The organism is Lysobacter enzymogenes (genome assembly GCF_900106525.1).
Classification (GTDB): domain Bacteria; phylum Pseudomonadota; class Gammaproteobacteria; order Xanthomonadales; family Xanthomonadaceae; genus Lysobacter; species Lysobacter enzymogenes.
Genome location: NZ_FNOG01000004.1, coordinates 409,836 through 423,693 on the forward strand (window position 1 = coordinate 409,836; position 13,858 = coordinate 423,693).

The following is a 13,858-nucleotide window of genomic DNA, read 5'->3' on the forward strand; positions in this document are numbered from 1 at the left end:
CCAGGCACCGCCCCCATGCCCTCCTGGCTTTCCGACACCCGGCCCATCGCGTCGCTGCAAGTCGACGTGTGCTTCCTGATCCAGGAGCGCCTGTACTACGGTCCCGACCGGTTTTCCGATCCGGCCGACCTGCAGACGTTCGCCGAGCCGCTGGCGCCGCCCGCCCTGCCGATGCAGGATCCCGGCCTGGTCCGCTCTGCCGAAGCGCGGGGCTATGAGCGCGCGCTGGCCGATCACTACCGCCAGATCGTGCGCCTGGCCCGCCAGCACCGATTGCCGTTCAATTCCATCCGCCACTATTTCTGGCTGCGCCTGTGGCTGTGGAATCCCGAGCAGCGCGTCGGCATCGCCTTTCCGTGGTACGACAGCTTCGCCGAGATCGACGGCTTTCTGCGGCCGCTGGTCGACATCGCCGACGGCCCCGTGCACGACGACACGGATCAAGGCTGGGCGCTGCAGACCTACGCCCGGGACGACACGCTGTACTTCCTGCAAAGCGATCCGGACGAAGACGCAACCCAAGTCGCGATCTCCACGCCGCGCGCCGCACTAGTGGCCCAAGTCGCGGAACTGCGCGAACGCATGCACGGCATCCTCGCGCGGCTTCACGACGAACTCGGCGCCGACGTCTGGTCCGCCTACGTCCGCGACGAACCCACGTTCAAGGCCTAACACCGCGCCGGCGCCCCAACACGCGCGGACGCCGGCAACGCCATCCGCCCGAACCCGACCGCCTCGTCGCCCGTCTGCGCGCCCGCGCAGGCGGGCGTTGACCGCTCACGCCCCCACGCCACGTTCCTTCAGGGTTGCGCCCCGCCACCCCACGCACACCAAGGAACACGGCCATGAGCTTCCCGGATTGCCAGTTTTCCCACATCACCTGGCTCAACACCGAAAGCGCCGCCTACCAGGCGCTGAGCGCGGGCCTCAAGAACCCGGCCACCGCGCCCGACGCGGTCGCCCACTTCCTCGAAACCCTCACCGCCGCCCACCAGGACTTCAAGCGCGGGCTCGGCCCGGGCGCGAACACGATGGCCCTGCTCAAGGCCTACCAGGACAAGACCGGCATCATCTCCACCCGCGACTACACCCTGCCCGACATCCCCAGCAACCCCAACGATCCCGGCAACAGCATCGCCCTCGACCTGATCGAAGGCATCGCCGGCGCGGCGGAAACCGAGATCGGCATCGGCATCAGCCTGTACACGCTGGTGCTCGACCTCATCGAACTGTTCAACATCAAGCTGCACCTGCAAGGCGTGCTGTTCAACACCGCCAACACCGACCTCAGCGAGATCCACTTCCACATCGGCCCGAACGGCCAAGCGAACGTATTGCCGCTGGCGACCACGATCCCCGCCGCCAAGGCGATCATGAACCCGGTCGACAAGAAGAATTACCCCTGCGTCGGCTTCGCCCTGTTCGGCGGCGTGGGCGTGCAGTCGCTGGAAGGCTTCTATATCGCGGTGAGCGCGTACCGCAAGCACGGCCAACCGATCCAGGCCTACTGCCAGTTCTACGCCGGCGAGCGCGGCGTCGCGCCCGGCACCGACGACCGCCACCACGCGCCGCTGCGCGAGGTCTGCTACACCACCGAATTCGTCGGGGTGATGTCGGAGAAACGCTCGGTGCCGAATGGAATCGTCGCGGTCTTCTGCGGATAAGCGCCGCCGGCCCGCCGCGCGCACGCAGGCGCGCCCACTGCACCCGCACCTGCGGCGCAAGCGCCGCCGCCGCGGGTTCCAGATTCGCAGGCGGCCGCGCCCCGCCCCAAAAAAACAGGCCCCGCGCAACGCGGGGCCTGTTCGTATCCAGCACTCAAGCCCTGGCCGATTCGCCCGGCGGCTCGGCGCGCTTGGCCGAGGTGCGATTGAACCGCGCCGACAGCATCTGCCGCAGCGCCTCCAGGCCCTCGCCCTTGCCGGCGATCTTGAGGAAGGCATACCCCTCCAGCCCGTTGGTCATCAGATCGCTGCCCAGCGCGGTCTCGGTGTCGCGCATGCGCTCGTGCAGGCGGGTCAGGCGCAGCGCGCGCGGGCGCAGGGTGTCGAGCAAGGCCAGATCGCGGCGCAAGCCGTCGAGGTCGAAATTGCGCGGCAGGATGCCGGGGTTCTCGCCCATCACATGCAGCGCCTGGCGGCAGAAGGCTTCGGATTTGTCGCCCATCTTGGTCAGCTGGCGGCGCTGGTCCAGCGGCAGCGCCACCAGCCCGGCAAGGTGGATTTCCAGCACGTTCAGCGCCTCGTCGATGGCGGCGATGGACTCGGCGGACAGGGTCAGGTCGATCAGGTTCTGGCTCATGGCAGTCCTTGGCAATCGGGGGATTCACGCCGGCCCCAGCGGCCGGTCCGCGCAGCCTAGAACCGCGCGCGCGACCCGCCACGCCCCGCGCGCAAGCCCCGCCGCCCCGACCGCAAGCCGTTGCGCCTTGCGCGCACACCGCCAACACCCAAGCGCAAACCCGCGCGGGCCGCGCGCGACACCTCCGGCTTGCGCGCAAAGCGCCGCGCGTTGCGCCCGCAAGCCACATCGGCTTGCGCGCAAGCCTTGCCGCAGCAAGCGCAAGCCGTTGCGCCCCGCGCGCAACCCAAACGGCTTGCGCACAAGCCCCGACGCATTGCGAACGCAAGGTGCGAAGCGTGGCGCGCAAGATTCGGCAGCCCGCGCGCAACGCGCCGCGGCTGGCGGCTGGGATGCGCGAGCTTGCGGGCGGGGCGCCGCAGCTTGCGGGCGGACCCGAACCGCCCGACACCGGAGCGAATCGCCTTGCGCGCGGCCCGTTTCGGCTTGCGCGCAAAGCGTTTTGTGTTGCGGCCGGAGCGATTCCGGCCGATGCCCGACCCCAGCGACTGGCTGACGGGACGAGGCGGCTTGCGCCCACCCCGCCCCCACTCAAACCGGGCCGGCGCGGATCAGTGCAGGCGCTGCGACGCCGCAGACCCGGCGCCGCCGTCCCCGGTGGGCGTCCACACACAGGCATCCATGACCGGATCCAGCCGGCGCGCCAGCGCCTGGAAGACTTCGCGCAACAAACGGTGATCCTGGCCGGGCGGATAACCGATCTCGATCAACACCTCCGGCTGCAAGGTCCGCACGATGCCGTGCAGTTCCTGCTGGAACGCCGAGAGGGCTTTGAACGCGTCAACGGGCATGACCACGCCTTCGGGCGGCGGCGTGTGGTCGGGGGTGCGGGGCATACGCGGTACTCCTGTCCTTGGGCGGGAACCCGCCGGACGCAGACGCGCCGGCGGGATGTCGGGAGGCTCTAAACCGCAAACAGACGGCGGGCGTATTCCCCTTTCGGGTGTTGTATTAGCCGCCCTCCCGACGCAGGACGCAGCATCGGTCATGCCCAAACTTCAGGCATGAAAAACCCACCGATTTTCGGAGGTGGGTTCCGCTGTTTGAGGAGTTTAGAGGCTCCTTGGCTGCGACTTTGCTGAGACCAACAAAGGCTGTCAATCAGACACGTCCGATTTTATCGCCGGAGATCAACGACGCAAGCTGCTAACCCAAGCATAACGGACTATGTTATTTTTTAAAAACAAGAAAATCAGCGATTGCGCTTGGCACGAGAGGCAGGCCGAACCTTGGCAATAGCGCGATTAACCGAGTACTGATCTTCAACACTCAAAGCACTCAAATCCTTTTCAACTTGAATCAGGTACTCTTCCCCACGATACAACTTAAGGACTCTCGCAAAAAATCTCGGCGCATCACCACATCGAATAGCTGTCAATGCGAAATGCCCCGGCCTCCAGCTTGAATATACGAAAGCTTCAACAAGATCTTCGCGAGCGGATTTCCGCGAGTACTTACCAAGAAAGGAAAATACTCCAAAAAAATCAGATGCCTCCTCATCTTTATCAAGACGGAGGTAAATTTCGGGAAAAAGAGCCGCAACAAGCAGAGAGACTGGGCGTCGGCGCGCCAGTAAGAGCGGCGCTACTAACCAGGCGGCAGCGCGCCCATAAGAATTCCGTGCCGATTCCCCAGCGTCGAACATCAGCTTCGCGCATGCATCAAGTGCATCCTCTGAAAGATCAAAATTTCGTCGCTCCTTCAACATACGAGCAAACTCATCCACAACAGCAACAAAGCATGCGCGAACTTCGATTTGAGACCTCTCAAATATGATTGCATTTCTACTGGCAACCTCAGCAGAAAGCCCACGCGACAAGCCAACTTTGACCACCCATAGCCCATCAACCTTAGAGCCCAACGCGTTGAGCAAAAGCAATAGGGTGTCGCCATCATCTTCTTCAAAACTAATCGACAAGAATTTCTTCAACGCGTGAGATACGACTTCAGCCTTAGCCTCTCCGTCAGCTTTCGAGATATAAGCCCGAACAAAATGAGCATACGCATTGAGCGGAAGAGCATCTTCTAGAACGATGCGCGCCAAAATATCTATTTCGAAGTTCGCGGAGTACCTTACAGCTCCCACACCTATCACTTCATGGGATAGCAACTCCCGGAGCTCCTTAACGCTTGCATGTCTGAACAAAATCGCCAGCAGCTTACCTTTCAAATCCTCGGAAACACCGTCTCTATTAATTACCCATAGAACATCAGCAACACTTGATCTCAGCGTTGCTTCGATCATTTCATCTCGACGCGGGGAAGGCTTCAGTGAAATCAAAGCATCACGTGCAGCGAGAAACCCATCGATTTCCTCTGCACGAGCCAAGAGCGCCTCACATAGCTCCATTGCACCAAAATCATTGACATGCCCTAGCCATCTCAGCTCATTTGCAACACCTATGCTGTCCAGTTTTTCGAAGATTGGCTCAGCGACTGGAAGATGGCGAGCCTCCACCAATAGCGGAAGCAGCACAGCACTCGCATCATCTGCAAACTGAGGCGCGGCGGCGTCCCTCAGTACGGCGCCCGTCTTTTCTATTAGAGCATCAGAGCTTATAGACAGCTTTGATAGCTCCGTATTTTGAAATACTAGCTTTGCAAACACATCCGGCGGAGCGTCAATAAGAGCATTCTCGATCTGAGGCTTAGCTCCTTCACTAAAACCAGCAGCGATACTAGGAACGAGAGCGCCAATCTCCCCCTTTACATCGGGCCGTCGCAACAACTCAATCGCGCCACGGGGAGAGCGCTTTGCAAGATTAGTCGCAAGCCTCTCAATAGCAGCGTGCCCTGCCGGCATCGTGCCGCTTTGAAGCTTCCTCACAATAGCTCCGACAAAGTCCCATGCGTCGTCGACAGGAAGGCTAACAGCCACGTTGCGAGCAGCAGAGACCAGGCGATGCTCTAGCAGACTAGAAACTAAATCACTATTCACCAGGCCAGAGTTGGCAATATCAAGCAATCCCAGCACTGCCGTAGGCGTCTGTTCAACTTTTGCAACAAGCTCATCCCATAACAAGGCTATACGCAGCACCGAGGCACTATTAACCGAATTTCCACGAACCAACTCATTCTCACGAGCGGACAAAAGCTTTGGATTAGGATCAACAAAAACCCGACGAACAACTGCACCCGTCCATCTATGTCTTTCAGCCTGTTGCAGACGCCCATCAATCTTGCGACCAGCCCAGCCAGCGAACTTAGCCTTCGCATTCAACGGCGCAAACACAAGATCGAAGTCACGTCCACCAATCCTTCTGGGCGATAAGGCAAACGTCGAAAGCGCAAAACCCGCGCGAATATCAGGCCAAAGCGAAGACAATATACGCAAGCCAATCAACTCAGGATCTGGCGCGTCAAACACCACAACAGGCATTAGCTCCTCAAAGAAAATAGCCTCGAGAAGCTCACTAGAATTGAAACTTGGCACAGTTGCAAAACCCTCTTCATGCCCATCTCCGACATTAAGAGACTTCGCCTCACTTGCATCAGGCAGATCAGTGGAACTGATTTGCTCAAGAATCCCTCCCACCGACGCGCCGCGACGCCACGCATCCATTTCAACAAATATACTTTTAGTACGAACGCACCCTGCTCGCGAAACAGTCATGTCTTGCCACGTCCTCGCAACGACGTAGTAAGTCCCGCTCGGCAATGGATAAGCAGACAGATATGGGGAAAATACCTCTCGGGGTCGCAACGGACCAGCTACGTCTGACAATCTATCCACGACCGATTGATCATCCCTAGCTAATGCTACGGATGATGCTAATAGCTGATGCCCTTTTCGATAACCATGAACTTGGACTTCGAATGTATTCACGAAATTACAGACCCATCGCCCACGCTAACGGTAAAGTCACATCAGGATTTTTCCGCCATACACCGTCTACCAGTACCGCAACCCAGCCGCGGCCATCCAGACCATTCCGTAGAAATTGCTCTCTATAAGCAAGGTCATTCTTCAAATCACCGCCAACAACACTGAGGCCGTACACACGGACGTCGATATCTGACATGTCCCCCAACCTCCCAAAAAATAACGGATACTCTTGTTTCAGATATTCCACCGGGCCACTCGTAAAAGTAACCGAATCGACGAGATCCCATGCGGAAACAATAATCGATAAACGCGACATCCCGCCATTACTTTGGCGAGCCAGTGAACACTCCAAAAAGCGTAGAAGCTCACAAAGCATTATTTGCGTCGGCATCCCATGATCATCGTCACTTCCGATTAACTCCAGCATTTTACGGGAAGTAACCCAGTCGAGCGGGCGCACGTCCTGGTCAGAAGCAACGCGTACAAAAAGCAGCGCGCCGCTGGCATTGCGCAGTTCTTGCATCCAGTCTGCCGCAATTTCGCTCTCTAGCACTGCGGTTTGCCAAAGCTCACCTGAGATATCTGGCACAATTAGTTTGGTTGTCGCCCCGCCCGACTCCGCAGCCACCACAACATTAAAATCCCTGCGCGCTTCACTGAGTTCGGTACGCGGCGCGAATTCGCCCTCAAATAGATGATCGGCGATTTCAAGAACGAAGCTCAAGTCCTCAGGCTGCTCCGCAACATGCAGCGCACCCGCGGCCTCATCCAGAATCCTCCAAAGACGCCCAATATAATTGGTCTTACCAGAGTCCGGACCGCCCAGAAGAACAATAGATTGGCTCATACGAGCCTCCGATAGTTTAGATAATAACGGTCACCATCAACATGCTCGCTAGCAGGCCAAAACACCGAATGATTAGGGTTGCAATCCACTGTCTGATTGATGAGTTCGGATATACCGAAGCCCGCAGGAACAATGTCTGGCTGATCTGAAAATGGAGCAATTTCGACAATTTCAGCATGAATTTGACGACGCCACAGTTCATTATTCAGGCGCGCAACAACAACTTCGTCCACAGCACATTGATCTCTGTGCGTTACGACCAACAATATTCTCGGTTTATTTCCGCTAAGCATTTTATTTAGCCGCGCCGCTAGTTGTCCCACACGAACTATAAGACCCTGTCGCTTTTCGAGGCTCGCTAGTACACGACCGTCTAACACAATCCAGATTACCTCAGCGGACTTCATGTAATCGAAACGATCAGACTCGGCGGAAGTTATGAGCGCCTGTGTCCATTCTCCAGGCACATCTGGGAGAGCGAAATCGACTCGCCTCCCGTCCCTCTCTCGGACTAGCCTGAGATGCAAAAAGCCTGGTTGACGGTCGTCAGATAGCTCGGTATGAACCGTCATTTGCTCGGGGGGCGCGCCGTTATTCCATTCTCGTGCACCTCGAGCGATATCCTCAAACGCTGTGAGTGTTCTACTATCAGCGAACGACCAACCTTTCAGCATCGCGTTAGCCACAAGTAAATACAGACTAGCAAGACATGCCGTTTTTCCTGACTCTGGATCACCTAGAATTCCGACCACATTGACATATCGGGTAGCCATCAAGGCATTGAGATCCTCTAGGCCAAGCGTACGGCTTGAGGGAAAAGGACTTTTGATAGCGGGTCGATTGAGTACAGGAGTGCCGAGAGACTCGCCGGATTGAGGGAATTGGCTGCTATCAAAAGATGTCTCACCAATAACTGCCTCAGCCAGGGCTCCATCTCTATTCTCGCAGGTCGATGCAGGACGCTCCAGCGCACACACCCCAGTCTCATCAACGGTACATCCCTCGTACTTGCAGGTCCTGCTCATAAGGTCCGCAATCCTTTTGCTGCCATATGGCTTAGACTGGCCTCTACCAGAGCTCTTGCGCCCCACTCAGAAACGGCACGCTTTATGCACGCATCTTCACCAGTCACCGCACCACTCGTTAAAGCCAAGAGGACGGGAAATACTGCGGGGTGATTGGTCACGTTATCCAATCCAAAGCCAGCACCAATTGCAGCTCGATCCTCACCGAGCATATCGAGAAGCTCGCTTAGATCAAGCTGGGGATCCTCATTCAGCGTACGCAGAATAATTTCGCGATGCACTTCACTAGGGAGGCGACGCAAAATCGCAGCACCTTCAATCGCTGCGCCGATAATTCTCGTCGGCTCATTAAGAGAAGAAATTTTTCTCCTCAGCAGCCGACTACTTCCGATCTGCGCCCACCAGAGAAAGTCTAATTCCTCGCGGTCTAGCGCAGCATTACGCCTCAAGGCATTGATTGATCCATCGATCACGGCCTTGAAATTGTGCGTAACTAAACCATTCTCGGCGACCGTAATCTTTAGTTCTGCCGGATTCTTTACCTCAGACCTTGATCTTGCCTCGCGAGCAGAGGAGATCGCCCAATTTTCGCAGCTTTCAAGTACTTCTCTACGAAGCTTCTCACGCCGAGCATCTCCCAAGCTTGGTTGATATGTAAGAGCCAGCCATAACGCTGTCGCATACACATCTTTATTTGTCCAGCCACTATTCCCCGGCTGCTCATTGATCAACGACACCATCGCCATACCGGCACAGACACCTACGTCGAGGGGGCGTTCTTCGTATAAGTAAGCTGAGGACTTTTTTTGAATAGCAGCCTGCACCTCTACACCTAACGACTGAGTAGCTCGACCATCACCACCTAACGCGATTGCCACATCTTCGGCTCTTCGCAAAAGAGTTGTGATATTAGTTTCCTTCCCCCAAACGACAGCAAGACTTGTTACCGCTGCAGTCCTCGAATTAACCTCATCGTCACTGATGGAGACCGCGCAAATCCGCATGTGGGTCGAGATGTTATTCATTCACACTCCCCTATCTTTTTCGCTAATCAGTTGATCAATCATTTTATTTATTTGCTCAAGCCTACCGCCGCTAACAAGCTTATCCAGTAAGCGTCGCTCAAGCCCCTGCGTCATGCGCTCATCGAAACCTTTATCAAGGGCTCCGAGTTCAACAAGAATGCGCAATCGCTCCCCTTGAAGGAGGTCGCGGAAAAAGCGTAGGCGGGCGATCTCATAGCCCTCTATGTTTGATGGCATAACCTGATCCCCTTCCATCAACGGCCCTATTGGGACCATTTCTATGACTGGGTCAATAGCGCTCAAACCAGCATCACGCCCAGTGGATGTCACCAAACCGGCTGATTCATCAGCAGCAAGCTTCTCCGCTTTTCGAAATGAAGGGCACTGCAAGCTAAACTTCGGGGACCTACCGCCGAGCCGCTGTTGATCGTCTTCAAAACAAGTTCGTTGCGGGTTCCATGCTCTTGGATGAATAGTCACAGAAAGGCCATCGATTTCCTCATCCCAGTCGAATTCAATGACGTTATATGTGAATGTATAAATTTCATTAGATTCGAATGGGACCGTCGCGCCGGCAGCGAGCATCATCAAATCGCAACCGGGCTCTACCGCATCAACGATCACTTTAGGATCGTGCTCATGCCCAGATATCATCACTCGTACACGGCTACGAATGTAGTCACGCACTTGAGCTTGGTCTTTGTACCAATGCAGCGGATGGTGAACTAGCACTATGTTCTCTACCCCATCTGCCCTGGGAATAGTGAACTGCCTAGCCCCAATCATCAGCTCCGGATGCTCATGACGCTCCTTCCCATGACATAGCAGCGACGAGTTGAACCGAATGAATCGTATTGCTCGCCCTGGGGCCAACGTTACTTCCATCTCAGAAGCGAATGCACCTTCGTTGTTGAGCGGGCAGTTGTAGCCAAAGCTAAATTTTCCGTAATCCTCGAATCTTTCGAACAATGCAGCCCGATCGGTTGGATTCCGGAGGATATTCTCAAACTCTTTTGCTCCGCCATCGCGGATGTGAGCGAGAATCTGGCCAGCTGCAAATGAAGCCTTGGAACGGTCAAGATCGTGATTGCCTGGCACCATTTGAACGCAGTGAATCTCAGCGCCGATACTTGCAGCCAGCTCATCCAACCATTTCCCAGCCTCTTCGTACTGCTCCCGGACACCAGAGTGGGCAATATCACCGGTAACCAGAATGCCATGCGCCCCTCCTGAACCGATACTCGCCACAACATCCCTGGCATCAGCGATGAGCTGGCGTTTTACATCACCGTGAATATAGACACGATCATCCTTTTCCTGCCCGAAATGAATGTCGGACACATGAATAAATACCGCGGGCATACCCCCTCCTTGCGAACCCCAGTAAATTCTTATTGCTTCAGAGTACATCAGATCTTGAATGCCAGTGCGCCACGACCGATACCCGCTACTGGCTTTCATCGCACTCAATTCTGCGACGCGGTCCGTGCCGGATGCCTTCCCATACTGCCAAAGGAAAGGAACGCATATGAGCCCCTCGAATGTGATCGTTAGCAAGCGTAGTTGTTTGACAATGCTGCCGCCCCTCTGACGTTGGCCGTACCGACACTGCAGGTACGAGCTCATTCGTTCACCACCCGGTGGATCTGACCGGCCGGGCCAACTAGATTTACATTGTCGACAACCTCTTTGGCCCGTTCTACGTTGCAGAACGCAAGCGCACTCATCCGCCAGTTGGTGAAGCGGACAATGACGGAGCAACGGATGCCCGGCCTTGAAGTAGTAGTCGTCAGAGACGCCCGAGTAGTTCTGTCGGAGAGCTACGGTCTAGCCAAAGTCGAGAACCAAGCCCCCGTAACGCCCTAGACCCGCTCCCTCATCAGCTCCGCCACCAAATCCTTCACGAGCATAGCGATGATGCAACTCGCGCAGGCCCGAAAGGTGGACCTCGACGCCCCAGTCTTGCGCTATCTGAACGACCTGCCCGCAACGTGGCGGGCGATCCGCGTGCGTCAATTGCTCGGGCATACCTCCGGCTACCCGACATCGTCGACCAGAACGGCTCGATCGGCATCGGCCCCGAGGCGGAGGCGTGGCAGGTAATTAACGCGACCGTTGGATGCGCCTGTCGGCGGCCATCTCGGCTGCTACCAGACCAACGACAGCCAAGCACCCACCCGTTTTTTGTGAACACTTGGAAGGTTGGATTAGCGTCGCCCGTTTCGAACGCGCGCATCCTATTTTTTAGGGCACGACCCACTACATCATGCTCGCGGCTTCGCACCATGATGGATGCGGAAAAAAGAGAACCGCCCCCTGCGAAAAAAAGGGGCGGATCAAGACTTTCGTTGCGCCGTGGACTTTCACTGAGCGCGCGTTTGCGGCCCTGCATCGCTTAGACGATGCCGCACAAGATCACACTTCCGCCGCGCCCTACTTCGCCTGTCGATCATCCGGCCTGCGAAGGATGTCGACAACCGCCCCCGCCACCTGCTTCGCAGAAAGATAGTTCTGCCCAGTCACCAACCTCCCATCGACCACCACATACCCCTTATCCCGCGCTGAAGTCAGGAACGTACCGCCCCGCGACTCCACCGTCTGCCGGATCAGGAACGGAAACTCTTTGAAATAAGCGGCGTCCTGCCGTTCGAATTCCTCGGGATAGCCGCTGACGCGCTTGCCGCCGATCAGGTATTTGCCGTCGGACAACTTGAGGTTCACCAGCCCCGCCGTGCCGTGGCACACGGCCGACACCACGCCGCCGTTGCGCTCGTAGACGTGCATGGCGATGTTTTGCAGTTGGGTGTTTTCCGGTACGCCGTAGATGGCGTTGCTGCCGCCGACGAAGTACACGGCGCGGTAGCGCGCCGGGTCGATCTGCGCGGGCGTGTAGGTGTGTCCCAGCGCGTACATCAGGTCCGCGTCGTAGAGCCGGCTGCGGAACTCGCCCGCTTCGGTCACGTTGATCGGCGCGGCGTTGCCTTCGGGGGTGACGAAATCCACCGTCAGGCCGGCGGCCAGGAACGCGTCCCAGGCTTCCACGACCTCGCCGAAGCTCACGCCCGCCGGCAGTTTGGAGGCGCCGTGGAACTGGCTGCTGGACAGGACGAACAGCACGCGCTCGCCGCTGCGCTGGCTGGGCTCGCGGGTGGCGGTCTTGGCGACGATTTTCCATTCGGCATCGAGCTTGCGCAGCAGGAACAAATCGATGAACCGCGCGCCTTGGCCGGGCATCAGGATCTCGGCCTTGACGGTGGCGGTGTCCCCCTCGACGTCGATCGACAGGACCTTGCCGATCCGCCCGGTCGGTTGGCCGGCCTTGGCGCCGGAGAACCAGCCGACGTACTCGTCGACGCCGACCGGCCAATAGGCGGTGCCCGGCCGGCTCAGCAGCAGGCGTGCGTCGGGATGGAACGCGCGCCGCAACTGCTCCGGCCGCGCCTGGCCGCTGCCGTCGATGTAGTCGGTCAAGGTGCGGGTGATGGCGGCCCGCTCGGGGTCTTCATCCGCCGCACGGGCGTGGGCGACGGCCGTCAGGCCGGCCAGCAGCAGGACGAGGCATCGCAACAATCGAAACGTGTACATGGCACCGGCTCGCAATCGAGGGAGGCCACGTACGCTACAGGCGCCCTTTCAGATCAATGCCTTGGAATCGCTTCGAGGACTCCGGGAATCGATTGCCGGAGTCGCGCAGCGCTGTCGGAACGCCGCCGGGGTGATGCCTTCGGCTTTTTTGAAGGCGCTGTAGAAGGTCGACATCGACTGGAAGCCCGCCGCTTCGGCGATCGCTTCGAGCGGCTTCGAAGGTTCCCGGGCCAGCAGCGTTTTGGCCTCGCCGACGCGCAGTTGCGCCAGGTATTGCTTGAACGAGGTCTGGTTGTTGTCGTTGAGCAACTGCGTCAGCCGGGTCTGCGGCATGCCGAGCCGGCGAGCGAGGCGTGGCAGGGTCAGTCCGGGTTCCAGATGCAAGCGCTCGTTCGCCATCAACTCGGCCAGGGCCTGCAATTGCACGGCGGCTTCGGCTTGGGGAATGCGGCGATCCTGGTAGGGCTCGATCGGGGCGCGGCCCGCGCGCAGGCGCAGATAGACCAGCACGCTCGCCGCCAGGACGAAGGTAAAGGACAGCGCGCCGACGATGTAGGCGGTGTAGCCGGAGGTGTAGTAGGCGATCCAGATCAACCAGATGCCGCCTACCGCCCCCAGCAACAGCGGGCCCGAGGGCGTCCCCGCAAGCCGGCTGCGGTGGCGGTACACCTGCGCGGTGGCCAGCAGCAGGTAGCCCAGCCACGAGTAGGTGATGCCCGGCACAATCACCTGTCGCCACAGGTCGATATGCCCGGCATAGGGCAGCAACACATTCACGGCGGCGGCGATGGCCAGCAGGCCGGCGATATGCCAACGGTCGGCCCGCCCGAGGCTGGGGTTGTCGCTTTGGCTCGAGCGCACCAGGAAGAACAGGCATGGCCCGATCATGAAACAGGCGGTCAGGCCGAGCTGCAGAACGATCTTGGGAATGGCGGGCCAAAAATAATAGGCCACCGATTTTCCCGTTCGCACGCTGACCGCCAGGATCAGCAGCGACAGCCAACGCTGCGTGGGTTGGCCCTTGGCCCGCCACCAGAGAAACGATGCCGCGCCGATGCCGTTGAAGGCGCCGAGCATCGCGAAGAAGAACAGGAAATGCTGGCTCAGCATGGTCGATGCATCGAAAGGTCGGTGTTGATCGGGTCGCGACCGCACGGCGAGAGCGACGACGCACGCGTGCGGCGAACGG

At 58.2% G+C, this 13,858-nt stretch carries 11 protein-coding genes and 1 pseudogene; 3 read left to right on the plus strand and 9 right to left on the minus strand.

Annotated elements, in window-relative coordinates; translation table 11 throughout:
* The first annotated feature begins 15 nt into the window (after window positions 1-15).
* Both BLU84_RS12655 and BLU84_RS12660 read left to right on the plus strand, forming a co-directional pair.
* Entirely contained in the window at window positions 16-672 is a 657-nt protein-coding gene (locus BLU84_RS12655; protein WP_074867343.1) for a hypothetical protein, read from the plus strand.
* 173 nt (window positions 673-845) lie between these two features.
* Window positions 846-1,664, plus strand: coding sequence for a hypothetical protein (locus BLU84_RS12660; protein ID WP_074867345.1), 819 nt, complete (start codon window positions 846-848; stop codon window positions 1,662-1,664).
* A gap of 154 nt (window positions 1,665-1,818) precedes the next feature.
* Here the strand turns inward: BLU84_RS12660 and BLU84_RS12665 are convergent, their stop codons facing one another.
* The 7 genes from BLU84_RS12665 to BLU84_RS12695 all read right to left on the minus strand — a co-directional run bounded on the left by BLU84_RS12665 (window position 1,819) and on the right by BLU84_RS12695 (window position 10,446).
* Complete coding sequence (locus tag BLU84_RS12665; protein WP_074867347.1) at window positions 1,819-2,301, minus strand: hypothetical protein; 483 nt, start codon at window positions 2,299-2,301, stop codon at window positions 1,819-1,821.
* A gap of 611 nt (window positions 2,302-2,912) precedes the next feature.
* Window positions 2,913-3,197: a hypothetical protein gene (locus tag BLU84_RS27180; protein ID WP_074867349.1), complete on the minus strand. Its 285-nt coding sequence runs from the start codon at window positions 3,195-3,197 to the stop codon at window positions 2,913-2,915.
* A 356-nt stretch (window positions 3,198-3,553) separates the two neighbouring features.
* The gene (locus tag BLU84_RS26475) at window positions 3,554-6,187 is read right to left on the minus strand and encodes a GAP1-N1 domain-containing protein (RefSeq protein ID WP_074867917.1); all 2,634 of its coding nucleotides are present in this window, start codon (window positions 6,185-6,187) and stop codon (window positions 3,554-3,556) included.
* A 4-nt stretch (window positions 6,188-6,191) separates the two neighbouring features.
* Window positions 6,192-7,034 (minus strand): TRAFAC clade GTPase domain-containing protein, encoded by an 843-nt coding sequence (locus BLU84_RS12680; RefSeq protein ID WP_074867352.1) that lies wholly within the window; start codon window positions 7,032-7,034, stop codon window positions 6,192-6,194.
* Entirely contained in the window at window positions 7,031-8,059 is a 1,029-nt protein-coding gene (locus BLU84_RS12685; protein WP_074867354.1) for a TRAFAC clade GTPase domain-containing protein, read from the minus strand. Before BLU84_RS12685 ends, BLU84_RS12680 begins: the two co-directional genes overlap by 4 nt.
* Entirely contained in the window at window positions 8,056-9,084 is a 1,029-nt protein-coding gene (locus BLU84_RS12690; RefSeq protein WP_074867355.1) for a GTPase-associated system all-helical protein GASH, read from the minus strand. The genes BLU84_RS12685 and BLU84_RS12690 overlap by 4 nt, the downstream gene beginning before the upstream one ends.
* Entirely contained in the window at window positions 9,085-10,446 is a 1,362-nt protein-coding gene (locus BLU84_RS12695; protein WP_074867357.1) for a metallophosphoesterase, read from the minus strand.
* A 375-nt stretch (window positions 10,447-10,821) separates the two neighbouring features.
* Between BLU84_RS12695 and BLU84_RS28640 the strand changes: the two are divergent.
* Window positions 10,822-11,187: pseudogene (locus BLU84_RS28640) on the plus strand (serine hydrolase domain-containing protein).
* A 330-nt stretch (window positions 11,188-11,517) separates the two neighbouring features.
* Here the strand turns inward: BLU84_RS28640 and BLU84_RS12710 are convergent.
* Window positions 11,518-12,684 (minus strand): nuclear transport factor 2 family protein, encoded by a 1,167-nt coding sequence (locus BLU84_RS12710; protein ID WP_211664533.1) that lies wholly within the window; start codon window positions 12,682-12,684, stop codon window positions 11,518-11,520.
* A gap of 33 nt (window positions 12,685-12,717) precedes the next feature.
* On the minus strand, window positions 12,718-13,779 hold the full coding sequence (locus BLU84_RS12715) for an AraC family transcriptional regulator (RefSeq protein WP_074867363.1): 1,062 nt from the start codon (window positions 13,777-13,779) through the stop codon (window positions 12,718-12,720).
* Window positions 13,780-13,858 lie beyond the last annotated feature (79 nt).

Bases quoted from the DNA above. Each gene is read 5' to 3' on its own strand.
- BLU84_RS12715 (WP_074867363.1), bottom strand. From the start codon at position 13,779: ATGCTGAGCCAGCATTTCCTGTTCTTCTTCGCGATGCTCGGCGCCTTC.
- BLU84_RS12690 (WP_074867355.1), bottom strand. From the start codon at position 9,084: ATGAATAACATCTCGACCCACATGCGGATTTGCGCGGTCTCCATCAGT.
- BLU84_RS12685 (WP_074867354.1), bottom strand. From the start codon at position 8,059: ATGAGCAGGACCTGCAAGTACGAGGGATGTACCGTTGATGAGACTGGG.
- BLU84_RS12680 (WP_074867352.1), bottom strand. From the start codon at position 7,034: ATGAGCCAATCTATTGTTCTTCTGGGCGGTCCGGACTCTGGTAAGACC.
- BLU84_RS27180 (WP_074867349.1), bottom strand. From the start codon at position 3,197: ATGCCCCGCACCCCCGACCACACGCCGCCGCCCGAAGGCGTGGTCATG.
- BLU84_RS12665 (WP_074867347.1), bottom strand. From the start codon at position 2,301: ATGAGCCAGAACCTGATCGACCTGACCCTGTCCGCCGAGTCCATCGCC.
- BLU84_RS12695 (WP_074867357.1), bottom strand. From the start codon at position 10,446: ATGCCCGCGGTATTTATTCATGTGTCCGACATTCATTTCGGGCAGGAA.
- BLU84_RS12655 (WP_074867343.1), top strand. From the start codon at position 16: ATGCCCTCCTGGCTTTCCGACACCCGGCCCATCGCGTCGCTGCAAGTC.
- BLU84_RS12660 (WP_074867345.1), top strand. From the start codon at position 846: ATGAGCTTCCCGGATTGCCAGTTTTCCCACATCACCTGGCTCAACACC.